The sequence below is a fragment of the Paenibacillus terrisolis genome (assembly GCF_056171975.1).
In genome coordinates, this window is the sequence record NZ_JBKFGG010000005.1 from 78,384 (window position 1) to 100,899 (window position 22,516).

Here is a 22,516-nt window from a genome sequence, read left to right on the forward strand (position 1 = left end):
AGGAGAAGACCACGGAGATGAAATACAAACTGATAGCATTAGACGTAGACGGAACCTTGCTGAACGACGATCACGAATTGTCGCCGGGAACGGCGGAAACGATCCGCAGCCTGGCGGATCAAGGAGCGGAATTCGTACTGTGCACCGGGCGTGCTCCGGGCAATTCGATTCCTTTTATGAAAAAGATGGGGCTTGAAGGGTATGTCATCACCCATAATGGGGCGGCCACCGTCGATGTCCGAAGCGGGGAAATTGTCCACGAGTTTGCGCTTAATCCGCATGGACTGGAGCCTTATATGGATTACTGCCGGGAGAACGGCATCCATTTTGACGTCAATACGACGTTTGCGCTTTATGTGCAAGGAGTCGCGGGCCTCAGTCAAGTCGCGCTGGACATGTATCACAAGTTTTTGATCGAGCCGCTGGAGCTTCCCGCTTGGGCCGATTTCAGCGAACCGATCGTCAAATTCACCGTATCCGATCAAATGAAAGTGATGGATAAGGTTTACGCGGACTGGAGTCTTTGGCAGCAGGAATTCAATATGCTGCGGAGCGGAGACTTTTTCATCGACCTGATGCATAAGGAAGCTTCCAAGGGAGCGGCGCTGCAGAAACTGGCGGAAAAACGCGGGATTCCGGCCGAGAATGTCATGGCCATCGGCAATTATTATAACGACATTACGATGCTGACCTTTGCCGGACTGGGCGTGGCCATGGACAATTCGCCGCTGGAAGTGAAAGCCGCGGCAAATGCGGTGACGGCATCCAATAACGCGGAAGGCGTCAAGCTGGCGCTGCAGAAATATTGCCTTCAAGCTTAATTTGCGAAGCATTGAAGCATTTAATGAAGCATAATATTGAAGGATCGGGGGGATTAATTTCTCTCGGTCCTTTTTAACGGACTCAGCATTCCTTATTTCAAGGATTTTGCCAACTATTTTCCGCTAACGGATCGAGGAAACGTTATTTGCCCGAAACGCCCTCAAATGTCACGCTTCCAAGCCGAATAAGGTCATCTGAGTCCGTTAGCCGAGGAAATCAAGCGAAAACCGCTAAATAACGTCGCTACGATCCGTTAGCCCCAAAAAAGGGAGTCATACACGAACGCCACACCACCTAAACCGCTACCGGCTCAAATCCGCCGGACTCTCCGCGTCGTTCAAGCGTGCGCCGCCATAGAAGAAAACGAAAGCGAACACGCAGCCGATCGCGACGAACAAACTACCGCCGGCGAACCCCAGCTCTCTGGGGGAGAAGCCTTCCAGAACCAGGCCTGCGGCAAACATGGAAAGGCCCATTAGCGTATTTTGCATGGTCGCCAGCATTCCGAAGAAACGCCCTTGCAGCTCTGCCGGGAAAGCGGTCATCAAAATCGTCTCGCTGCATGCGTTCCCGATGCTGGAGAAAATCGCCGAGAACACGAGCAGAACGGCAATCAGCAGAAATGACGGGCTTTGGCTGATCAGCACATGGGTAACCCCTTCCAGCAGGATGGCGAAAATCGTCGCCGCTTTCATGATTCGGGCCACTTTTCCGGTAAACGCCGATCCGGCGATCATGCCCAAGCCAAGCGCGCCGTATAAAATACCGATCCCCAGGTCGCCCATCCGAAAAACTTCGGAGGCGTACACGCTGATCAGAATGTTGAAAATCCCGTCGCCAACCGGCAATACGGCGAATACGACCAGCATGGCCCGCAGAAACGCCGACCCGGCTATCACCTTGCGCAGCTCGCCGAACGTTGCCGCAAAGGGCGGAGAAGTTGTACCGGCCGGTTGGCCGGACGATGCAGGAGGCCCAGTTTTTTGCCCGGGAGCATCCGGCAGTGCGGCTTCAGGAATGGAAAGCCCGGACAACAGAAGAGCGGAAAGCAGAAACGACAGAGCATTGATGACAAAAGAAACCTGCCCGCCGACAGCTGCCGCGATCACCCCGCCCGTTACGGAACCGCCGATTAGCACGAAACCTACCTTCGATTGCTCCAGACTGTTCACGGCGAGCAGATTCTCCTTGCGAACCAGACGGGGAATGACCGACATGCGGGCCGGAGCGTAAAGCGCTTCGCCGGCGGATAAGATGAATGAACTGACGTAAATGATCCACACATCTCCCGAATCCTTGACAAGCAGCGGGCATAGTGCGAAGAAAACCCGTACGGCGTCGGTCAGGATCATGATCGTTTTTTTGGAGAAACGGTCGGACAGCCAGCCGCCAAGCGGCCCGAGAACAAGGTAGGGGAGCAGGCGAACGGCAAAAGTAATCCCTACGGACAACCCCGAACCGGTTAGCGATAACAGCAGCCCTAAAACGGCCACTTGGCTGAAGCGGTCCCCGATGCCATTGATAAGCCCTGCGCCGAACAACCGCCTATACTGTGATTCTTGACGCAGCACCAAGCGATGATTCATTTCGAATAGACTCCTTTCGTATTCCGCAAACATATATTTATCTAATTTCACATATATCTAATTAGATATCGAAAAAAAAGGGCAATTCACTTTTGCCCCCACATTTCCGGCGGATTCAGCTCATAGATGCTGTTTTCCCTGTACATAAAATGATTCATGACAAACTCGCGGCGAATCGTCGCAAAATCCTCGTGGTATTTCAAAATGTAATCGTTAATTTCTTTCTCGGTATATCGCCGGTGCGGTTCCAAACCCTTGACAAGCCGTTCGAGCACGATGAGTTTTTTCTTGCGCTGAGCAGGAAGATGCTTCAAAGTGCCTTCCTTGGTAAAAAAGTTGTCCAGCACCGCCGCTTTTTTCTCGGCGTCTCCTTTTTTGCCCTCCGAGCTTGGAGCCGGCTTTCCGATGTTCAAAATCGCCTGCGCCTGTTGGGATAAGCTCTTCTCGTTCAGGTAGAAGTAGATCGTGTTTTTGTCGCGGCGCTCGTAAACTAGGTCGGCTTCGCGAAGTTTGGTCATGTGGTGGGTAATCGTCGGGGGCGTAACCCCGAGTTTGCCGGCAAGCGCCTGACCATGGAGCGGTCCGTTTTGCAGCAGAGCGATAATCCGGATCCGGGTCACATCTCCCACGGCCTTATGAAAATTCACCAATCGGTCCAGCTGCATATATATCCCCTCGCTAATTTGATAAATATTTAATTAGACGCTTGTATTATTCCACGACAACCCGGAGAAGTCAATAGAAAGAGCGCTGCCTTGGCCCCAAAAGCCATAAAAAGCGCAATAAAAAAGCGGAATGAACCCTGATCCGGATTCATCCCGCTTTTTTGCTAGACTATTAAACTAAGAAGGCACGGGAAACGATAACGAGCAAGATGAAAAGTACCAAAATGACTCCCGTGGAAGTGAAGGCTCCGCCTACTACGTCACTCATTGTTATTCCTCCCTTGCTGTCCGTTGGGATTCTCGCATTCACGAGATACCATATCGTATGCCTTGGAAAAGAAATAATTTTGGACTAGCGGCCAATCGCGGGAAAAGGGGCTGCAGTCCTTTTTACTTCAGACTGCGCAGCCCTTTGGGAAGGTGATTCTTGAGCTGGCCGCCGCTTGCCTTGCCCCAGCCGAGCGGAAACAGCTCTCCCCCGCACGAAACGGCGGCGAGACACCAGCCTTTCAAATCCGCAGGAATCCCGACCGTCTCTCCGTGCAGAAAAGCCGCTGTCTCTGCGGAATTTTCCTCCAGCGGCCAGACCCGGAGGGCATCGGCCGCCTTAACGGCCATCGCTAGCGCGTGGGCGGGTTGGAAGCGCCCTTTCCGATAATCCCCGAGGTGGAGTCCCGCCCGGGGGATCTTCAGACCGGAGAGCTGCTCCGCCGTAAGTGCAAGTCCATGGCTTTGCGGCAGCCAATACAGCGCTTCGCCGAACAGAACCGGGTCGCCGTTCCCGGGCTCGAAGCCGGGGAGATCCTCCGCGGCCCAAGAACGGTACGCGTCCCAAGCGGCCGCGAGCTCCCGGGCGGCGGCGTCCTGGCCGGCCCGTTTGCCGCCGTGCGCTCCTGCCGGCCGGCGTTGTTCCCGGTTGCGGCCAGAGGGGGCGACCGGAAGCGCCGTATCGCCGCCGGCAGCTTCCGCATCGTGAGCCCGTTCCAGCAGGGCGACGTAGTGGCCTTCGCCGCGCTCGCGGTGCGGCCAGATCCGCTTTTCGCCGAGCAGCCGCAAAAAAGGGTAAGCCTCCAGCAGTCGAAGTATCGTCTCTTCGTTCTCCTTGCGGTTGAACGTGCAGGTGGAATAAGCCGATTTTCCGCCGGGCTTTAGCATTTTTACCGCATCCTGCAAAATGTCCCACTGCCGGGCGGCACACAGCTCCACCGATTCCGGCGACCATTCGGAAATCGCGTCCGGATCCTTGCGGAACATGCCTTCCCCGGAGCAGGGGGCGTCGAGCATGATCCGGTCAAACGTAAGCGGAAAACGAGCCGAAAGCTCCGGCGGCGTTGCCTGGGTAACGATCGCGTTTCGGATGCCGAGCCGTTCTACGTTCTCCGCCAGAATCCGCGCGCGCTGCGGGTGAATCTCGTTGCTGACGAGCAGCCCTTCACCCTGCATTTTTGCGGCGATCTGCGTCGTTTTCCCGCCGGGGGCGGCAGCAAGGTCCAGCACCGTTTCGCCCGGCTGCGGATTAAGCAGCTCCACGGCCGACATCGCCGACGGTTCCTGAATATAATATAATCCGGCCGAATGGAAAGGATGTTTACCAGGCCGAGCTTGCTCTTCATAATAATAACCCGTTTCGCACCAAGGAACGGAAGTGAGCGCAAACAACTCCGCGATGCGGGAGGCAGCCGGGGATTCGAAGGGAGCTTTAAGCGTATTAAGTCGAAGCCCGAAGGTTCTCGGCAGCGCGTAGCTGTCCAGAAAAGCTTGTCCTTCCTTCTCGCCAAGCATGGAGAGGACCGTTTTTTGGAACACTGCGGGCAGGGATATTTCTGTCATCGTCTGGGGAAGGCTCCTTTCAAAGTTCCAGTCAACATTACCTCAGAAGTTTATCACATCGTCTTTTAATCTCAAAAGGGGAATGGATGTTCTTTCCTGCGTTCTGTATAATGAAGATGCGAGCGTTTCATCCGCAAAACGGAATGACCATGCAAAGGAGAACCTATATGAAACTGCTGCAGGCTTTATTTTTTCCTCCGGAACAACCCGGCGGCGTATCATCGATGATTCCTTTTATGCAAGACCGGTTCAACCCTCCCCATTGGGAGATGGAACTGTTTTCCCTGCCCAAGCGCATCCGTTCCAAAGGAACCGATCCCGTTGAATTCGAAACCTTCGACTGGCATGAATTCGAGCAAAGCCCGATCGTGCAAAAATACGTGCAAACCTATCGCGATTATTTGTGGTGGACGAAGCTGCGGATCAAAACGTCTTACGATTTGATCCACGCCCATCATCCGATTGCGGGGCTGGCCATGAAAGCCGCTTTCCCCGACACGCCCGTGGTACAAAGCGTCCACTCCAGTTATGAGCGGGAGTTGATTCTGAACGGACGGATTAAAGAAAACGACATCGAGCACCAATTCCTCACTTTGCTGTATAAAGAACTGGAGAAAAAGACCGACCGGATGTATACGGTTTCGAAGTCTTTTGCCGAGTATTTGGCTCCCTATGTCGACGATCCGGACGCGATCCAAGTCATTCCGAACGGATTTGACGAGAAACGTTTCAAACCGGTGCCGCATGAAAACGAGGTCGCGCAGCTGGTTTCGGTTTGCCGTCTCGTCCCGGCAAAAGGGCTTGATATTCTGCTGAAAGCCTGCGCCGAATTGAAATCGCGGGGCTTAAGTTATGTGCTGCATATTATCGGCGACGGGCCCAGCCGATTAGAGCTGGAACAGCTGGCCCAGCGTCTCGGGATTTATGACGACACGATTTTTTACGGATACACGCTGCACCCCGAAGAGTTTATGCCGTTCTTTGATATTTTCGTGCTGCCTTCGCGGGCGGAGGCTTTCGGTTCGGTATTCGCCGAGGCGGCGATGTGTTCCCTTGCGCTTGTCGGCACGGACACCGGAGGCATTGCCGAGCAGATCGAGAATGGAATCAACGGCCTGCTTGTTCCGCCGGAGAACCCGTTCGAACTGGCCAACGCATTGGAGAAGATGATCGTCGATCCGTCTTACCGCTACGAGTTGGCGCGCACGGGGTCGGATAAAGCGAAAAACCTGTATTCTCTGAACCGCGTGGTCCATGAATTGAAAAAAGTGTATTTGCAATTCAAATAATGAAAGAGTGCTGATGTTATGAATTCGTTCCGATTTCTTCACGCTGCCGATCTGCATCTGGACACCCCGTTTTCGGGGATGTCCGGCGTGCCGGATCGGCTGCGTCGGTATTTGCGGGAATCCACCTTTGCCGCCTTCGCAAAATTGGTCGATCTGGCCGTCGCCGAGGAGGTGGATTTTATCGTGCTGAGCGGCGATATTTACGACGCCGCCGACTCGTCCCTGCGGGCGCAGCTAAGGCTGCGGGAAGCCTGGGACAAGCTCGGGCTGCACGGCATTCCCGTGTATGCCATTCACGGGAATCACGATCCGCTCGGCAGCAGCCGCTTGCGGCTGGCCACGCCGCCGCATGTCAAGATATTCGGGCCGCAGGCCGAAGAGGTTACGGCCGTGCGCCGAAGCGACGGGCAGCCCGTGGCTATCGTCAGCGGGGTATCCTACGGGACCGCGGCGGTCACGGACAACCTGTCCCTGCAGTTTCGCCGGGAGCCGTCCTCGCCGCCGCTGTATCATATCGCGGTGCTTCACGCCAATGTGGACGGGCAGGAAGGGCATGACGCTTACGCCCCATGCTCGCTGCGGGATTTGCAGGCGTCCGGGTACGACTATTGGGCGCTTGGCCACATCCATAAGCGGCAGATCTTATCCGAAGCCCCGTGGGTGGTCTATCCCGGCAACATTCAGGGGAGAAGCCTGAAGGAGACCGGACCGAAGGGCTGCTATCTCGTGGACGTGGCGGAAAACGGAACCGCCCGGCTGACGTTCCGCGAGCTGGCGCAGGTCATATGGCTGGAGGCGGAGGTGCCGATCGAAGGCTTAAATTCCGAGGAAGCCTGGAAGCTTCAGGTGGAAGAGAAGCTGGAGGAGACCCGGGAAGAAAACGACGATAAAATCGCAATTTTGCGGCTGACATTTACCGGCAGAGGTCCGCTTCATCCCCTGCTTCAGTCCGGCCGTGAAAGCGATGATTTGCTGCAGGAGCTGCGGCGGCGGGAGACGGAGCTTCTGGAACGGGAAGCGGCGGGAATGCCGCATGGAATCGTATGGCCGGCAGGCTTCAAAAGCGATACGGGCATGGATATTGACAAGGCCCGGATCATGCGGGAGGACAGCTTCCTTGGCGAATTGCTCCGGCTGGGAGACCTTGCAAAAGAAGAGCCGGATCTGCTGGATGCCATTATGGACGGGGCGATAGGTCCGCTTTCCGACAACCGCCAGCTGCGGAAGCTGATAAAAGGAATGGGTGCGCGGGAGCGCCTTGAATTGCTGCACCGGGCCGAAGAGCTGGCCTCCTCCCTGCTGTTGGCAGAGGAGACGAGGGAGGGAAGAAACCCATGAGGATCGAGAGGCTGCAGGTTAGCGGATTTGGGCATTTGAACGGTTTGGACATTGCGCTGCCGGGATCGGTAACCGTGCTTTACGGACCGAACGAGGCCGGGAAAAGCACGCTCCTCGGATTCGTACGGGCCATGCTGTTTGGCATCCCGAGCCGCGCGAACGGACCGGAACGTTATGAGCCCGTCCGCGGCGGCGTCCATGGAGGGACATTGACGATTCGCGGCGAGGACGGAGCCGTCTGGACCGTCGAACGGTATGCACAGCCGCCGGAAGGCCGGAATCTCGCGGGAACCCGCGGCGATCGGCTGCGTATCTCCCGAAGCGGTGAAAACGGCATGCTGCTGGAGACAACGCAGGAGGAACTGCAGCGGCAGCTGCTCGGCGGCATGTCCAAAGACATGTTCAAGCAGCTGTTTGCCGTTTCGCTGACTGAGCTGCAGGAGGTGTCGGCCCTTCGCTCGGAGGAGATGAGCCGTTTTCTGTTCCATGCCGGAATCGGCGGAGGAGCGGCCGTGCTGCGCGGGGAGAAAAAGCTTCTGCAGGACATGGACAAGCTGTACCGGCCGCGGGGAAGAACGCAAGAGATTGCGCTTCGCCTCCAGGCCGTGGAGCGGCTTGAAAAGGAAGCCGAGTCGGCGAAGACTCTGCTGCCTCGCTACAACGTGGTGCTTGAGGAGCTGGAGGCGACCGTCGCCGAACTGGCAGCCGGCGAAGCGGAGCGAATGACGCTGAACCGAATCGCGTCGAGGCTGCAAAAAGCGGTGGACGACCGGTCCGATTGGATTCGGCGGGAAGCCGTCCGCTCCGAACTTGAAGCGATTCCCCGGCACAATCGGTTTCCGGAGGAAGGCTTGGCCCGCTGGCAGGCGCTGCAGGCGGAAAAAGAGCGGCTGCTGCTGGAGCACAGCGAGCTCGCCCGGCGACTCGAAGCTCGGCAGGCCGAGCTTCGTTCGGTAACGCCCGATGAAGCGCTGCTTCGGCAAGAGGCGGCCTTGCGCTCTCTGGAGGGACAATTGCCGGAATACGAAGCCAAACGGCGGGAACTGGTCGAATTGGAGGCCGAGTCGGTTCAGCTTCATGGCCGCCTGGAGGAAGATTTGCGCAGCATCCGCCCGGACTGGACGCCGGACGACTTGCGAATCTTCGCGGGAACGGTAGGCGAGCGGGAAAGCGTGCGTCAATTTGCCGCTAGGTTCGCCGCTTACGATAAGGACATGGAGGTGCTTCGCAGCGAACGTTTCAAACAGGAGCGGGTTGCGGCATCCGCAAGGGCGGCTTTCGAGGCGGCAAACGCATTGGTGATTGAAAACGAAGCGGCAGGAGAACGGCAGTTCTCCGTGCTTGTCCCGCAAACGCGCGCCGATATCCGCGCCGCATGGCAGGAGCTCGCGCTTGAGCTCGACCGCTGGAGAGAGCAATCCGCCTCCCGGATGGCGGAGCTTCGCGCCGCTGACGCGGAAGCGCTGGCGGTGTCGCAAATGCGCTCGCTGTACGGGAAATTGCTTGCCGGAAGCGCTCTGCTGACCCTTGCGCTTCCGGCCGTGTTGTGGCTTGCTGCGGATTCTCCCTGGGGAGCATTGCTGACCGGCGTTATCCTGGCCGTCTTTGACGCTTATCTTGGCTTCTCCGCATATGGCCGGCAAGACAATAAACGCCCGCGTTCTCTTTCCGGCAGACGCTCCGGAAGGGAGGCGGCCGCCGGTCCGGAAGATCGCTTGAATGCGCTTCTGTCCCGCCTGATTCGGCATCCGCTGAGCGCGGCTGCCCGGGAAAACGGCGGATCGGCTTCCGTGCAGGTGCCCGGCGCATGGGACCAAGAAGAGCGGCAGCTGCGCCGGCTGATGGAGAGCTGGGCGCTGTGGGAACAGCGTCACGATACGCTTGAGGCAGAGGCGCTTGCATGCCGCAATCGGGCGGCTGCGGCGAAGGACGAGCTTGAGGGGCTGGAACGCGAGTTGTCCAGGCGTGAAGCGGCGTTCGCCGAACTGGCGCGGGACTGGGAAGATTGGCTGACGGAGCGCAGGCTCTCCTCCGATCTGTCGCCGGAGGCGGCGATGGACGTGTTCCGGCTTGCCGAACAGGGCCGGGAGCGCTTGAACCGCCTGGACTTCGTTTCCGGCAAAGCCGCAACTTTCCACAAGGATCTGAAGCGGTTCGAGGAAGAATGCTCAGCGCTTCTCGTTCAGTCCGTCTCCTCGTCCGAGTTGATGGATTCCGCGGTTGCCGGGCTCAAACAAGCCCTGATCCGGCTGGACCACGAGATGGAGCTTCATACCAAACGCGAGATGCTGCTGGCGAAGCTGGCTCCGCTCAAGGAGGAAGGCGAGCGCTTGGAGGACCGCCTGAGCCGGCTGGAGCTGCAGGAGCAAGGTCTGCTGGCAGAAGGTCAGGCCGAGGATGGGGAAGCCTTCCTGCGCATCGGGGCGAACGTCAAACGGCGTCAGGAGCTTGAACGGAATCTACGGCAGCAGGAATTGCTGCTCTTCAGCGGGTTGGACGAAAACGAACGGAGCGAACTTAAGGCGCTGCTGCGAGTGGCAGACGAGGCGGAGCTCCTTCGGCAGGCTGAACAAGCACGGGTAACCAAGGAAGAATCTGAGGCGAGCTGGAAGCTTCTTCAGGAAAGACGCGGCCGGCTCTTGCAGGAAAAAGAGACTTTGGAGCAGCGCGGTAGACAGGAGGATTTGCAGCAGAAGCTGGCCGAGGCGGAGTCCGCTCTTGCCGACGGTGTGGACCAATATGCGGTCATGGCGGTGTGCAGCGAACTGATCGCCCGCGTTCGCCGCATATATGAGGAGGAGCGGCAGCCTGCGGTGCTGCGGGCGGCGTCCGGTTATTTTACGGAAATGACGGGCGGGACTTACAAGCGGATCGTGATGAAAATGGGCAGTCAGGAACTTATGGCCGAGCATGCCGAACATGGGGTGATCGAAAGCGCCTATTTGAGCCGGGGGACAGCCGAGCAGCTGTATCTCGCGATGCGGCTGGCCTTGTCGGAGGCGGTGCTGAGAGAAGGCAGCCTTCCTCTTCTGCTCGACGATCTGTTCGTCAACTTTGATCTGTCCCGGCTTGACGGGGCTCTTTCGGTGCTTCGCTCTGTTTCAAACCGGCAGCAGATCATCATGATGACCTGCCACGCCCATATCGTGGAGCGGATTCAAGCCCAAATGCCGGGCGCTCAAATTGTGGGGTTATCCGGATGAGCCCTTTTTTCGGTAGTTGGCCAGCATAAAGGCCCACAGCAGGCTAAACAACCCAAATGCCGGATAAAGTACGGACAGCAGGGAACTGAAGCCAAAGAGACTGGTCACGTAGCAGATAAACAAAATCGTAAGGCCGATCAGCATGGGCGGAGCTTGAATTCGCTGCTGAATCTGCAGAGTTACCCCGTATACATCGGCAACGAACGTGCTGAAGATTTCCATAAAAATCAGCAGAACATAGATGAGCTGCACCGTCGTGCCAAGCTGCTGGGCGATGCTGCCCATGGGGATCTCGTATTGAACGATGCCCGGCATATGGGCGGACAAGGCGAAATGGCCGGCCATCAGCATAAAACCAACCCCGGTTCCGCCCAAAACTCCTCCTGCGATGATCACGCGCCGATTGTCAGTATGGCTGCCGATCGGAACCAGGACCGCTTGCGCCATAGACAAATTAAAGGCGGTGTACATCAGCGGCGAAGCCCAGGCAAAATAGAGGAGGTCATCGGTGCCAAGCGTGAGAAAACGCGTCGCCCCCGGCGAACCGGCCGTATTGAAGATGATGGCGAGGGATAATGCCAGCATCATCGGAACGACGATGGAGTTCAACTGCATCACGCCGCCGATGCCCCGGCCGAGCAGCAGAAAGGTACATAGGAGCGTAATCCATAAGCCTATCTGATAATGAAGTCCGAGATGCTCCATGAAGACCGAGCCGGCCCCGGCGAGCATCACGCTGTTGACGCCGATCAGGACGATCAAGGTGAACAAGCTGAGGCCTCGTCCTACTTTATCGCCGAATAGGCGGCGGTTCAAATCCTCGTAGGATACGGCCTTGATCTCCCGGGCGAGCAGCATCATTTTGGTGCCCAGCCATACGAACAGGATCGTCGATACGAGGATCATCGGAATTCCCCATTTGCCGTACCGGGTGAAAAACTGAAGAATTTCCTGCCCCGTCGCAAAACCGGCCCCAACGACCGTACCGATATATGTGAAGGCGATCTGCAGAATTTTTACGGCATTTTTCATGGTTTTCCCCCCGGCGGATGTGCTATATATAGTACAAGGTATGTCGTCTTGGAACGGGACATGACTCAAAACCTAAATGATGAGCTTTGGAGGCAAAAATATGGAGTTATTAAAACAAAGGATCATGGAGCAGGGCGTTATCGTCTCGGACCAAGTGCTGAAGTTGGATGGGCTGCTGAACCATCAGGTGGATCCGCAGTTGACCATGCGGATGGGCAAGGAGTTTGCGGAGCGATTCCGCGATGCCGGCGTGACGAGGGTCATTACCGTGGAGTCGTCGGGGATCGCGATTGCTTTTGCCGCCGCTTATGAGCTGGGGGTGCCTTTGGTGTTTGCGCGCCGGAAAAAGACGCTTCTTGTTGAACCGGACATGCTGTGCGAACGGGTACCTTCGTTTACGAAAGGCATTGTCACGGATATCCTCGTGTCCCGGGAGTTCATCGGGGAAGAAGACCGGATCCTGTTTATCGACGATATTATCGCAAACGGGGATGCGGCGCGGGGACTTATCAAAATCATCGCTCGTTCCGGAGCGGAGCTGGTAGGTGCGGGAATTGCGGTGGAAAAGTGCTTTCAGCCTGGCGCGAGGGCTATCCGGGAGCAAGGCGTCCGCCTGGAATCGTTGGTGAGGATCGCTTCTCTCGAAGGCGGCCAAATCCGTTTTGCCGATTAAACTTGGGCTCTTCCAAAGGGAACATTTTTGTAAGAATCCTTTGCAGGCCCTCCTTTTTTCGTTATAATGGGGAGTACTAGGGAGAGGAGGCTTAAATCATGGGGAAAGAATCAGTTGTAGACGTGGAGTTTTTTATCTCGAAATTGTCCGATGCAAAGGTCACATTTGAACGTGCCCTGGATTGTAAACATACGGAATTTGATGACCTTTATCCCTATATGCTTGAACATCCCCAGTTTTTCTGGTACAAACGTTACGTTGCCTGGTCGGCGTTACTGACGATCGCAGGGTTGTGTCAGGAACTGAATGTGCCATGGAAGGATCAGTTCAGTCCTCAGCAGGTGGGGTATTTGGAACAACGCGTGATGTCTGCGAAAGTGCTTGATTTCTGGTTCGAAAAGAATGATAGCAAGGAACATGCTTCCCTTTAATTCGTTTTAAGAAATTGCGACTTTACCGATAGCTCGTCAAGATCTGCCGTCATATAGAAAGACTCCGCCTTGACTAAGCGGGGTCTTTTTTTGAAACTCGTCACAGGAAGGAGCAGTTAACCGATGATCTCGGATGAACAATTGAACGAATACCGCCTATCCGGCGAAAAAGTACGAGTCGTGCGCGATGCGATCGAAGCCAACGATGTCCGGGGCATTGTCGTCGCCTGGGATGACACCCATGTACTCGTGCGTAAGCCCAATCGAAACATCGTTAAGCTGGACCGGAGCTACATCTATCAGACCGCTAAACAATCTCGGGTATCGCCGGGGGAATAGGCATATTTTTCGCGGCACGGGACATTGTATAAGTGATTCCAATCCTAAAAAGAAAGGATGCTTTGCCATGTCGCGGGTTACCGACAAAATCAATGCGTACAAAGAGGAAATGGATCGCTACGGCGCCTCCATGCCGAAAGTGACGGAAGCATATCATCAATTTACCGGCGAAAGCTTTTCCGACGGTTCGCTGGACGCGAAAACGAAGCAGCTGATCGCGCTGGGTATTGCGTTGTCTGTAAATAACGAAATCTGCACCTTCTATCATGCCGCAGAAGCCAAATCAAAAGGGGCAAGCGATGCGGAGATTTTGGAAACCGTAGCGGTGGCTTCCGCGGCGTTGGCCGGAAACGCTTTGTCCCAGGGCGTGACCCGGGTTCAGGAAGCTCTTACGGTTCGGCCTGTTCAATAGCCTCATCCAGGATTTACAGGTTGACTCCCCCATGACCGCGTGATATTATAAACTTTGTCACTGCGGAAAAACACTTTCTCGCAAGACGAAATTACGCGGTCGTGGCGGAATTGGCAGACGCGCACGGTTCAGGTCCGTGTGGGCTAACCCCCCGTGGAGGTTCGAGTCCTCTCGACCGCATTACTTTATAAAAAAGGCTTTAGTTGCTCAGGCAACTACAAGCCTTTTTTACATAACTGCTAACTCAAGTTACTGCTCGTTATCTGGACAAAAAGTCTTGCACTTATCTATTTGATCCGTATTAGGTAGTTAGAAAAGGAAACTCGTTCTGGGTTTAGGCGAGCCTTTAAAATTGGTCAAGCTGTGTACTTCGTACTAAACTATCAATAAATGAAGAGTCGTATAGCCCTTGATAGTCAGGACTATACGACTCTTGTAATATATGCGATTATATCGAGTATTACTGTGGAGCAACAATCATGATACCGTCAAGATGCAAATCATTGAATGATGTCCAGACAGGTTCATATACTTTATAGCTTCCTGGAGGAATAGGACTATCTGTACTGCTGAGAGTTACGACTCCTGTATGGGTACCGGCTATATCAAAAGTCCAGCCTTGTAAAGAGTTATCATATGCGTAGTCAGTTAAAATAGACCCGCCGCTGTCTCCCCCCATAGAAGAATACCCGGTAGCTAAAACTTCGTTACGTTTGTACCCATAACCATCGCCCCCCCAATAAATATCAACATCTGAATAGGCTATTTGACCTGATGTAGTGGTTCCGCTATTCGCGCCTCTTAAATAAATTGTATCTCCAGGTGTATCGGCAACATATATACCGGTTATCATAGCCATATTTGTAACAGAAGGGTAGGGAACCCTCGGGCGTCCTTCGTAATTAGAGTTCAAAGTTATATAACCTGCATCAGCAACTGCATTTGAGCCATCCCCAGCAGAAGTGGTTCTATAGGTATAATCACCAATTGAGGTAGTATTCCATGTAGGTTGATACCAAGCGCTGACTGTGTCTGTAGGTTGACAATGACCAGCAGTAACCAGCACATTTTGATTGTTTTGATTTACACCAAAATAACCTGCAGTACAAACGCTGTATTGGTATAAATTATCTCCTACTTCATGGTAGTTTCCCCCGATTTTTGATCCCATAGGAAATAAAGAACCGTAATGAGTATCGTCTGTTTCCACCGTAAATGCCGAAGCTGGTACTTCGGTAAACTCAAGCAAATCTGATTGGGGAATAAGCGAAGTCACCGATTCTTTACTAACGATTGTGTCTTCATCCAATGCAATAATTAGCCTGTTATTTTTTACATCGGGAATAAGGGCTCGAACCGATCCGGGTTCAACACTTTTTTCAATTATCGTTTTTGCATTCTCGATATCGGCCCAAGAAAACTTTGTAACTTCAAAGTCAACTTTATCCTGGTTTTGGATTGATTCACGGACCAGTTTTTTTAGGGATTCGGAGTTTTCAGTAATTTGGACGACTACCGTGCCCTCATCTTCAGCATAGTAATATCCTGAAAATTGGTCAGGGGACTCTTCAATAAGCTTTTTGATAGAGGGGATATCTCGCTTGATTCTTTGCTTTTCAACATAGTTATCCAGAAGTGTAGTATTGCCTAGAATATTGGGAGATATGTTAGTTTCAATGGGATAGGGGATTTCATTAACATTATTTTTTTGAGTGATCTCTGCAATATCCCAGATACTTCCTCTAACCGTTTTCCATTGATAGTTATCTTCTGCACTTACGGAAGTATTAATGCTTGAACTAAAAATTAAGGAGATAGCAAGTATAATCGATCCAATTAAAACTTTATTCTTCACTTGGTTTCATTCCTTTCCTTAATTAATTATTTTGTGCTAATCAAAAAGCAAAAATTTTATTTGTATCCTCCTTTCGCAAGGATATGACTCCTACCCGGCTTCAAGATGAAAATTCCTGGTTGCTTCCTCCTTTTTTTGGAATTACTATATTAATAACGTTGCAATTAACCCTTTTCTAACGGAAATTGCTAGCCGAATGCTAATTATTTAGCCAAACTCCAAATCGCTTTGATACATTAGTTCGAGAACATGCTTCAATAGAATGAAATGGCTTTTGCAACAAAAACCATTTTTTTACGTCTGCTAAAATGGAGGTGGTTATACTTGAAGATATTGCTAATTATTGTTATCTTTCTGAATTTGCTCGGTTGTCGGTCAATAAATTTAAACCAGTCTACAGTATCAAATGTAGAGGGAATTTCTTCAACGATTAGCAATAAAGAAAATAAGTTTTTTGCTGCCAATATTATAGCTCCAGATAAAATCCAAGCTAATCAAGCATTTACAATTAGAGCAGATTTTGAAGTGAAAACAGAACAAAAACTTATGATTATGAGTAGGGAAAATATGTTTGAATTTGTGATTAAGGATCATAGTGGAAAGCAGGTCAACTCTTCTGTAATTTCGGATGTAGGTAAAAATCGGGAATTTTCAGGAAAGATGACTATTTCAGAGACGTATACTTATAAAATTAAAGAACCGGGTTTTTATGAGGTGTCAGCGGTTTCTGAATTCACGGTTAATAAGGATGGAAGCAGCCAGAATTATAAAGTTGAAACTGATCTTCGAACAATAGAAGTTACTGATAGTGAAAAATAGCCTAGGTTTCTAATCACCACATTTGCTCAAGACAAAGACATTCATTCAGAATTATAGCCTCCACCATTGTTAGTATTAACTACTTTTAAAAGGTCGAGGCTATTTAACTGATCAGAGAAAACAAAAAGTGAATCTATGAGGAAAAAGCTACGGAAGTGTTAAATGGAACATAGAGGTAATTTCATAATTCGATTCGAATATGGGCTAATTGTACAAAATAGAAGTTCGTTAGATTCATTTATTATCATCAGTCCACTTTCTTAAAAAGAGTTTAAGCAATTTTTTCCGTGCTCTTGCTAAACGCTGTGTAAGAACCGATTCAGTTAAATGTAACTCTTTGCAAATTTCCCGATAGGACTTTCCCTCCAAATAAAAGAGAAATAAAATTGATTGATAATTCGTTTGTAGTTCGGTGAGTGCTTCATAAAGTAGTTCATCTCTTTCTTTGGTTTCAACCTCGATTGTCACACTGATTTCATCGGAAGTTGTATTACGTATAATATCGTAGGGTTCCGTAAATATTTGACGATCTCGTTTTAATTTCCTTAGATGATCTAAAGCAGTATTACGAGTAAGTTGCTTGACCCAAGCCTGGATGTTTATATCTGATTTCATCAGCGGTCCATTGGTGATTGCTTTTATAAAAGCATCATGAATTACATCCTCTGTAAGTGAATGCTCATGGACCATAAAATAGATATCGCGATAAACGAATTGATAAAAAGAGCGATAAACCAACTCCTGAATTGTTTTATCCAGTACATTTATTGGACTACGCAACAAATAAAACCATTGTTCCATAAGTTTCCTCCACTGAGATTTATATTAGTGGTGTTAAATTGGAATCCAGGACGGTCATTATTAGTATACCAAAAAAGGAAAATAATGGGTATATTGAAAATTACTAATAATTTATTAATTGCGTCATTGAAATTAAAAGGTTGCTAATTAATACTGATTATTTCCGAATCCTAAGCTGCCGGATAAGAATTACTTGCCTAGTCGTTTTACTCTGCTAAGAGATTCAGGTCCGTGTGGGCTACCCCCCCGTGGAGGTTCGCGTCCTCTCGACCGCATTGCTTTACAAAAAAGGTTGGTTAATTGCCGATAGCGATTAGCCGACCTTTTTGATTATTTTGGATTAGTGAATTTGGCGGTGATGCCTGTCTCTGCGTACCCGCTCGGTACGTTGATGGCAGGATACCCCGTGTCCGGGTTGAACTTCAAGCATTGCTTTTAACTTCGTGTTGAGCCGTTCGATTCGCTCCAAATACCAGTGAACGCAATCCTCCGACGATAATGCGCCTGACTTCATTGCCGCCTGCACCGAAACAATCTCTGCCTCAATTAAACTTTCATTTATCGCTTGTTCATTTTGAGAGACTTCCCGTTTTCCAATGTTCTGCTTAGGATTTGTTTGGCGAGAAGACTTGAAGTCCTTCTTGCCCGGGAGTTTGATTTTCACCAATCCAGGACTAATGAATGATACAAAAATTGCTATATTAAGATATAATAAATTAAAATTACATATTTTATATCTTTTATTAAAAATTTGTTTCTATTATTTTCAAAAGTATGGCCATTATTAAATGATAGCTGGGCGCTTAATGTCCTTAATCGACTTCAGCCCTTGGAGCTCTTACTTTGTTTAGCTCTAAGGGTTGCTGTACAAAACCAAATTGATAAGGAGGCATAATTATGAAAGACTTTGGCAGAAGCTTTAAGAAACGATTCGCCCTGATGTTGGTTGCGATTTCTTTGGTTACACCAGGCCTCGCCGCCGGTACGGTGAAAGCAAGCCCGACTACGGAAGCATTTAACACAAGTACGGGGGTATTAGACGTTGATTATGCCGGGTACTTGTCCAAGCATGATGTGGTATTCAACTCTCCGATTACAGATCCGAAAAGCGGAGTGACAGTAGGAAATGGTCGTGTAGGCGCTCAGGTTTGGAATGCCAACGGGCTTACCATGCAAATTAGCGGAGTTGACGCTTCTGAAGAAGGGTTTGCTTCTCAAGGACTGGTAAACCTTTATACAAATCCGGGCATGGATACGGGGTATACCACTTTTCAGCAGAGACTTTCCTTATATGACGGTCTGATGACCACGAAATATGATTCAAACCGCACGGTAACCGTCATGGGTTCTCCGAACTCGGAAGTCATGGGAATCCATGTCGATGACAGCCGGACAGGCCTCTCCAATGTAGCGCTTGACCTGAGTTTATGGGATGTCGGCAATTTCTCGGGCGGCGATGTTCCCGACATCAATACCTGGAGAACCGTATCCACTTACAATGATGCAAACGGAGCAGGAATAAGCAGAGGACAGACGGATGCCAATCATTTCGGTTATACCCTTGCGGCATCGGTTGAAGGCGCTAACTTCACAACTCAGGTAGTAAACGGCAGCAAGGTAAGGCTGAACATAACTCCCAGCTCCAGCTACACCATCTGGATTGCCTGCGCCAGCAGATTGAACGCGCCGGGTTATGATTCCGTCGCCCAGGCCAAAAATCTTTTAATCGGCGTCAAGAACACGGGATATGCAACTACCTTGGCCAATTATAAAAACTGGTGGCATAATTTCTGGAACAAATCCTTCGTGCAGTATTCCAACGCTTCCGGAGATGCCGATTACATGGAAAATATGTACTATCTCAGCACGTATATGATTGCTGCAGGAGGATATGGAAATTACCCGTTCCACTTTATCAGCGGCGTGTACAGCGGCGTCAATGACAACGACTCCAACAAGTGGAGCAATGCTTATTGGTATTGGAACCAAAGAGATGTGTACAATTCATTTTTAGCATCCAATCACCCCGATGTTATGAATGGGTTCAACAACTTGTACAGCCGCAATTTTAATGCGTTAAAATCGTATACGCAAACAAGGTACGGCATTGACGGCATCTGGGTGCCCGAAACCATGGGCTGGAACGCAAGCGCCAACGGTACCGTGGGCAGCGACTATACGAAAAATATCCTGTCAACCGGCGCTGAAGCCGCCGAAAATATGTATGCACAGTACAAGTATACAAATGACACCAATTACTTGCGCAATACGGCTTATCCTTTTATGAAGGAAGTAGTAAAATTCTATGCGGCGAAGCTGTCTTACAATAGCGGCACCGGCAAATATGATATGGCATCCTCCAATTCCCATGAGACCTACTGGAATGTACAGAATGCATTAACCGATCTGGCTGCGGTCAGAAGCCTGTTCCCCATCACGATAAAATCCGCTCAGCAACTGGGGCTTGACAGCTCGCTGATCGGCCAATGGCAGAATATATTGAACAACCTGGCCCCATATCCGACAGACGGGAATCAATATTTGCCCCATGACCCTCCGGCGGCGCCTGGTCGCAACAATGAGAATGTCGTCTCTGAAATGCTTTGGCCATACGGTGTTACAGGAATCGGGGCCCCCGACTATTCAAAAGCGTTGGCGGGCTTTAACAATCGTCCTTACCCGTATGGAAATGTATGGTCTCCTGATGCGATTCAGGCGGCAAGGCTCGGACTGGGCGATGAAGTATACAACGGTATGAAGAGAATGCTCCAAATCTATCAGAACTATCCGAATTCACGAACCACCAATACAAACGGCGAGTTTGAATATCACGGCGTACACCTTTCGGCGATGAACGAAGCACTGCTGCAAAGCTATAATGATAAAATCAGGGTTTTCCCGGCGCTTCCGGGCGATCCCGCTTTTGTCTCCAAATTTACTTTGCTGGCCAGCGGCGGCTTCCTTGTAAGCTCCGAAAAAGAAGCGAATGAGATCAAATATGTAGGGGTCAAGAGCTTGTACGGGAATGGGGCCACGGTGGTGAATCCTTGGGGAACCCAGGAGGTACAGGTAAGAAGGGTCTCCGACAACGGGATTGTATTGAAAACCTCAAGCGGCGAATTCAATTTCAGCACGGCGGCCAATACAGTATACGTAATCGAAAGAACCTCGAAACCTCTGAATAATTATACCTTCCAGCAGCTTACCGGGACGGCAAACCAGTCCAAGAAAACATTAAGCGGGACAAATTCCGTGCTGGGTTCAGGCGGAGGCAGCGGAGGCGTTACTCAAACCACTTTTTATCAGGATACCAGCTTTGGAGGTCCTGCCGTGAGTCTGGCTCCGGGCAATTATACTACGGCGCAGCTGAGAGCGGCAGGAATACCGGATAACTGGACATCTTCGGTAAAAGTGCCTGCCGGGTACACGGTTGAAGTCTACGATGGCGATAATTTTGGCGGGGCAAAATGGACATTCACTGCGGATAATGCGGATTTTGTAGCTTTCGGCTGCAATGATGTCATGTCGTCGGTCAAGATTTATGCAAATGGCGGCAATGGCGGCGACGCAGAAAGGCCGATCCGAATCGCCACTGTGGGAGCCAGCGATACTTCGTCTCCAACCGGTTATGGAACACCCAATTATCCTGAGTACCTGGCGCAAATGCTGGGAGGCGGATATACAGTAATGAACTTTGGCGCCAGCGGCACGACCATGATCAAGAGAGGCAATGCGCCTTACTGGAATACCCAGCAATATATCGACAGCAGCAACTCTTCGCCGGATATCGTTATCATTATGTTGGGTTCCAATGACTCCAAACCTTACAACTGGGTCTATCAAAGCGATTACGTCCGCGATTATAAGGCAATGATCGAGCATTACAGAAATTTGCCCTCGCACCCGAAAATTTATATCAATACGCTGCTCAGTGTTTACGGAGACGGAAATTTTGATATAACGGACCCGATTGTAACCGGGCAAATCACTCCGCTGATCAGACAAATTGGCATGGAAGAAGGTCTCCCGGTTATTGATGTCAATTCCGCGACCAAAAATATGCCTCAGAATTTCCCGGACAACATTCATCCGAACAGCGCCGGAGCACAGGTCGTAGCCCAGACGGTCTATAATGGCTTGACCTTAGCAACCACCAGCGCTTTCTCGCAAATGGAAGCGGAGAACTACAATAATGTAACGGGTACTGTACATGCGGAGCCCTGCGGGGAAGGCGGCATGGATCTTGGATATACCTCTACGGGAGACAGCGTTGCGTACTATAAAGTGGATTTCGGAAGCGGCGCTACACAATTTCAAGCGAGAATTGCCGGTTTAAGCGCTGCCGGAAAAATTCATATCAGGCTGGACAAAGCCACATCCCCGGATATTGGAGTAATAGACGGGGTTGATACCGGCGGATGGCAAGCCTATACAACGGCATCCGTCAATATTGGCAATGTGAGCGGAGTTCACGACGTGTATCTTGTTTTTGATACGGGGATTAATTTGAACTGGTTCAAATTTGCAAAATCCGCTACCGGCGGAGAGACCACCATTAAATATGAGGCGGAAAACGCTTTGTTGGGCGACGGTGCAACAGCAGTCAACGATAGCGCCGCTTCCGGGGGAGGATATCTGCAAAATTTACATTTAGTCAACGCCTTCAGCCAGTTTAACAATGTGGACGGCGGCAGTGGAGGCAAAGCGACCCTCGATATCTCTTATGCGGCCGCTGAACCGGGAAGATTAAACCTGAATGTAAACGGCGAAGATTATTCCTATATCGATACGCCCTCTACCGGGGGATGGACTGCTTTTGGCGGGCACGTCTATTTGACCATTACTCTGAATCCGGGCACCGGCAATACGATCAAGCTGACCGGAGGCAACGGCGGGGTAAATCTGGATTATATTGCAGTAACCCCGGCAAGTGACGGCGGTTCAACAGCCCCGGTAAAATATGAAATGGAAAGCGGAGCGATGGCCAATGGTGCGGAAATAGCCGATGACAGCACCGCTTCCGGCGGGAAATATATCAAAAACATGCATATGGACAACGCCTCGTCCGAGGTCGGCAATATCGACGGAGGTACCGGAGGAAGCAAAAAATTAATAATCAATTACGCTTCGAACGACGCATCCGCAATAACCGTATACGTCAACGGAGCTTCGATCGGAACGCTTGCCTGTCCGCAAACCGGAGGGTGGCTCACATTTACGGGGAGTGTGGAAAAATCAATCACACTGAATGCCGGCACGAACAATACGATTAAGATTGTCGGCGGGAGCGGCGGCGTGAACCTGGATGATATCATTGTCCAGTAAATGTGCGGATAAGGCTGAGCGCCAAGGCAAACCTCCCGCATAGACCATACCATTGCAGCAATAGAAAGGCCGGACAACTTGTCCGGCTTTTCCTGT

Annotated in this window: 18 protein-coding genes and 1 tRNA gene; 11 read left to right on the forward strand and 8 right to left on the reverse strand. The window is 51.3% G+C overall.

Annotated features, from left to right (window positions below):
- The first annotated feature begins 17 nt into the window (after positions 1–17).
- Positions 18–821, forward strand: a complete 804-nt coding sequence (locus ACI48K_RS05720) for a Cof-type HAD-IIB family hydrolase (protein ID WP_475026590.1) — start codon at positions 18–20, stop codon at positions 819–821.
- Positions 822–1,124: 303 nt separating this feature from the next.
- Here ACI48K_RS05720 and ACI48K_RS05725 read toward each other — a convergent pair whose 3' ends face one another.
- The 4 genes from ACI48K_RS05725 to ACI48K_RS05740 form a co-directional block, all read right to left on the reverse strand.
- Positions 1,125–2,408, reverse strand: coding sequence for an MFS transporter (locus ACI48K_RS05725; protein WP_475026591.1), 1,284 nt, complete (start codon positions 2,406–2,408; stop codon positions 1,125–1,127).
- Between the two features lie 86 nt (positions 2,409–2,494).
- The gene (locus ACI48K_RS05730) at positions 2,495–3,073 is read right to left on the reverse strand and encodes a DUF2087 domain-containing protein (protein WP_475026592.1); all 579 of its coding nucleotides are present in this window, start codon (positions 3,071–3,073) and stop codon (positions 2,495–2,497) included.
- Between the two features lie 172 nt (positions 3,074–3,245).
- Positions 3,246–3,341 carry a YjcZ family sporulation protein gene (locus ACI48K_RS05735; RefSeq protein WP_475026593.1) on the reverse strand — a complete coding sequence of 32 codons (96 nt, stop codon included), beginning with the start codon at positions 3,339–3,341 and terminating at the stop codon, positions 3,246–3,248.
- Positions 3,342–3,463: 122 nt separating this feature from the next.
- A complete protein-coding gene (locus ACI48K_RS05740; protein WP_475026594.1) occupies positions 3,464–4,903 on the reverse strand; it encodes an RsmB/NOP family class I SAM-dependent RNA methyltransferase in 1,440 nt (479 codons plus the stop codon).
- Positions 4,904–5,070: 167 nt separating this feature from the next.
- On the opposite strand from ACI48K_RS05740, the gene ACI48K_RS05745 reads away from it, so the two are divergent.
- Genes ACI48K_RS05745 through ACI48K_RS05755 form a run of 3 tightly spaced genes read left to right on the forward strand, consistent with a single transcriptional unit; the run spans position 5,071 to position 10,733 of the window.
- Positions 5,071–6,192, forward strand: a complete 1,122-nt coding sequence (locus tag ACI48K_RS05745) for a glycosyltransferase family 4 protein (protein WP_475026596.1) — start codon at positions 5,071–5,073, stop codon at positions 6,190–6,192.
- An 18-nt stretch (positions 6,193–6,210) separates the two neighbouring features.
- A complete protein-coding gene (locus tag ACI48K_RS05750) occupies positions 6,211–7,530 on the forward strand; it encodes a metallophosphoesterase family protein (protein WP_475026597.1) in 1,320 nt (439 codons plus the stop codon).
- A complete protein-coding gene (locus tag ACI48K_RS05755) occupies positions 7,527–10,733 on the forward strand; it encodes an AAA family ATPase (protein WP_475026598.1) in 3,207 nt (1,068 codons plus the stop codon). Before ACI48K_RS05750 ends, ACI48K_RS05755 begins: the two co-directional genes overlap by 4 nt.
- On the opposite strand, the gene ACI48K_RS05760 is transcribed toward ACI48K_RS05755, so the two are convergent.
- Positions 10,722–11,765 carry a YkvI family membrane protein gene (locus ACI48K_RS05760; RefSeq protein ID WP_475026599.1) on the reverse strand — a complete coding sequence of 348 codons (1,044 nt, stop codon included), beginning with the start codon at positions 11,763–11,765 and terminating at the stop codon, positions 10,722–10,724. The two genes, ACI48K_RS05755 and ACI48K_RS05760, sit on opposite strands and share 12 nt — an antisense overlap.
- Before the next feature lie 100 nt (positions 11,766–11,865).
- Here ACI48K_RS05760 and ACI48K_RS05765 point away from each other — a divergent pair, with 100 nt between their 5' ends.
- The 5 genes from ACI48K_RS05765 to ACI48K_RS05785 all read left to right on the forward strand — a co-directional run bounded on the left by ACI48K_RS05765 (position 11,866) and on the right by ACI48K_RS05785 (position 13,800).
- Entirely contained in the window at positions 11,866–12,438 is a 573-nt protein-coding gene (locus tag ACI48K_RS05765) for a xanthine phosphoribosyltransferase (protein ID WP_475026600.1), read from the forward strand.
- A 98-nt stretch (positions 12,439–12,536) separates the two neighbouring features.
- The gene (locus ACI48K_RS05770) at positions 12,537–12,869 is read left to right on the forward strand and encodes a hypothetical protein (RefSeq protein ID WP_475026601.1); all 333 of its coding nucleotides are present in this window, start codon (positions 12,537–12,539) and stop codon (positions 12,867–12,869) included.
- Positions 12,870–12,992: 123 nt separating this feature from the next.
- Positions 12,993–13,208, forward strand: a complete 216-nt coding sequence (locus ACI48K_RS05775) for a hypothetical protein (RefSeq protein WP_475026602.1) — start codon at positions 12,993–12,995, stop codon at positions 13,206–13,208.
- 67 nt (positions 13,209–13,275) lie between these two features.
- Positions 13,276–13,620, forward strand: coding sequence for a carboxymuconolactone decarboxylase family protein (locus ACI48K_RS05780; protein WP_475026603.1), 345 nt, complete (start codon positions 13,276–13,278; stop codon positions 13,618–13,620).
- A 95-nt stretch (positions 13,621–13,715) separates the two neighbouring features.
- Positions 13,716–13,800: transfer RNA gene (locus tag ACI48K_RS05785), tRNA-Leu, on the forward strand.
- A gap of 280 nt (positions 13,801–14,080) precedes the next feature.
- On the opposite strand, the gene ACI48K_RS05790 is transcribed toward ACI48K_RS05785, so the two are convergent.
- Positions 14,081–15,475 carry a chymotrypsin family serine protease gene (locus ACI48K_RS05790; protein WP_475026604.1) on the reverse strand — a complete coding sequence of 465 codons (1,395 nt, stop codon included), beginning with the start codon at positions 15,473–15,475 and terminating at the stop codon, positions 14,081–14,083.
- A 324-nt stretch (positions 15,476–15,799) separates the two neighbouring features.
- Between ACI48K_RS05790 and ACI48K_RS05795 the strand changes: the two genes are divergently transcribed.
- The gene (locus ACI48K_RS05795) at positions 15,800–16,294 is read left to right on the forward strand and encodes a hypothetical protein (protein WP_475026605.1); all 495 of its coding nucleotides are present in this window, start codon (positions 15,800–15,802) and stop codon (positions 16,292–16,294) included.
- 234 nt (positions 16,295–16,528) lie between these two features.
- Here ACI48K_RS05795 and ACI48K_RS05800 read toward each other — a convergent pair whose 3' ends face one another.
- On the reverse strand, positions 16,529–17,095 hold the full coding sequence (locus ACI48K_RS05800; RefSeq protein ID WP_475026606.1) for an RNA polymerase sigma factor: 567 nt from the start codon (positions 17,093–17,095) through the stop codon (positions 16,529–16,531).
- 340 nt (positions 17,096–17,435) lie between these two features.
- Positions 17,436–17,609, reverse strand: coding sequence for a hypothetical protein (locus tag ACI48K_RS05805; RefSeq protein WP_475026607.1), 174 nt, complete (start codon positions 17,607–17,609; stop codon positions 17,436–17,438).
- 383 nt (positions 17,610–17,992) lie between these two features.
- On the opposite strand from ACI48K_RS05805, the gene ACI48K_RS05810 reads away from it, so the two are divergent.
- Positions 17,993–22,420 carry a carbohydrate-binding protein gene (locus tag ACI48K_RS05810; RefSeq protein WP_475026609.1) on the forward strand — a complete coding sequence of 1,476 codons (4,428 nt, stop codon included), beginning with the start codon at positions 17,993–17,995 and terminating at the stop codon, positions 22,418–22,420.
- Positions 22,421–22,516: the final 96 nt, after the last annotated feature.

Excerpts from the sequence above, each read along its gene's own strand:
- ACI48K_RS05745 (WP_475026596.1), top strand. The coding sequence starts at position 5,071 with ATGAAACTGCTGCAGGCTTTATTTTTTCCTCCGGAACAACCCGGCGGC.
- ACI48K_RS05720 (WP_475026590.1), top strand. The coding sequence starts at position 18 with ATGAAATACAAACTGATAGCATTAGACGTAGACGGAACCTTGCTGAAC.
- ACI48K_RS05735 (WP_475026593.1), bottom strand. The coding sequence starts at position 3,341 with ATGAGTGACGTAGTAGGCGGAGCCTTCACTTCCACGGGAGTCATTTTG.
- ACI48K_RS05765 (WP_475026600.1), top strand. The coding sequence starts at position 11,866 with ATGGAGTTATTAAAACAAAGGATCATGGAGCAGGGCGTTATCGTCTCG.
- ACI48K_RS05805 (WP_475026607.1), bottom strand. The coding sequence starts at position 17,609 with ATGAAGTCAGGCGCATTATCGTCGGAGGATTGCGTTCACTGGTATTTG.
- ACI48K_RS05730 (WP_475026592.1), bottom strand. The coding sequence starts at position 3,073 with ATGCAGCTGGACCGATTGGTGAATTTTCATAAGGCCGTGGGAGATGTG.
- ACI48K_RS05750 (WP_475026597.1), top strand. The coding sequence starts at position 6,211 with ATGAATTCGTTCCGATTTCTTCACGCTGCCGATCTGCATCTGGACACC.
- ACI48K_RS05740 (WP_475026594.1), bottom strand. The coding sequence starts at position 4,903 with ATGACAGAAATATCCCTGCCCGCAGTGTTCCAAAAAACGGTCCTCTCC.
- ACI48K_RS05760 (WP_475026599.1), bottom strand. The coding sequence starts at position 11,765 with ATGAAAAATGCCGTAAAAATTCTGCAGATCGCCTTCACATATATCGGT.
- ACI48K_RS05725 (WP_475026591.1), bottom strand. The coding sequence starts at position 2,408 with ATGAATCATCGCTTGGTGCTGCGTCAAGAATCACAGTATAGGCGGTTG.
- ACI48K_RS05755 (WP_475026598.1), top strand. The coding sequence starts at position 7,527 with ATGAGGATCGAGAGGCTGCAGGTTAGCGGATTTGGGCATTTGAACGGT.
- ACI48K_RS05800 (WP_475026606.1), bottom strand. The coding sequence starts at position 17,095 with ATGGAACAATGGTTTTATTTGTTGCGTAGTCCAATAAATGTACTGGAT.
- ACI48K_RS05775 (WP_475026602.1), top strand. The coding sequence starts at position 12,993 with ATGATCTCGGATGAACAATTGAACGAATACCGCCTATCCGGCGAAAAA.
- ACI48K_RS05780 (WP_475026603.1), top strand. The coding sequence starts at position 13,276 with ATGTCGCGGGTTACCGACAAAATCAATGCGTACAAAGAGGAAATGGAT.
- ACI48K_RS05810 (WP_475026609.1), top strand. The coding sequence starts at position 17,993 with ATGAAAGACTTTGGCAGAAGCTTTAAGAAACGATTCGCCCTGATGTTG.
- ACI48K_RS05770 (WP_475026601.1), top strand. The coding sequence starts at position 12,537 with ATGGGGAAAGAATCAGTTGTAGACGTGGAGTTTTTTATCTCGAAATTG.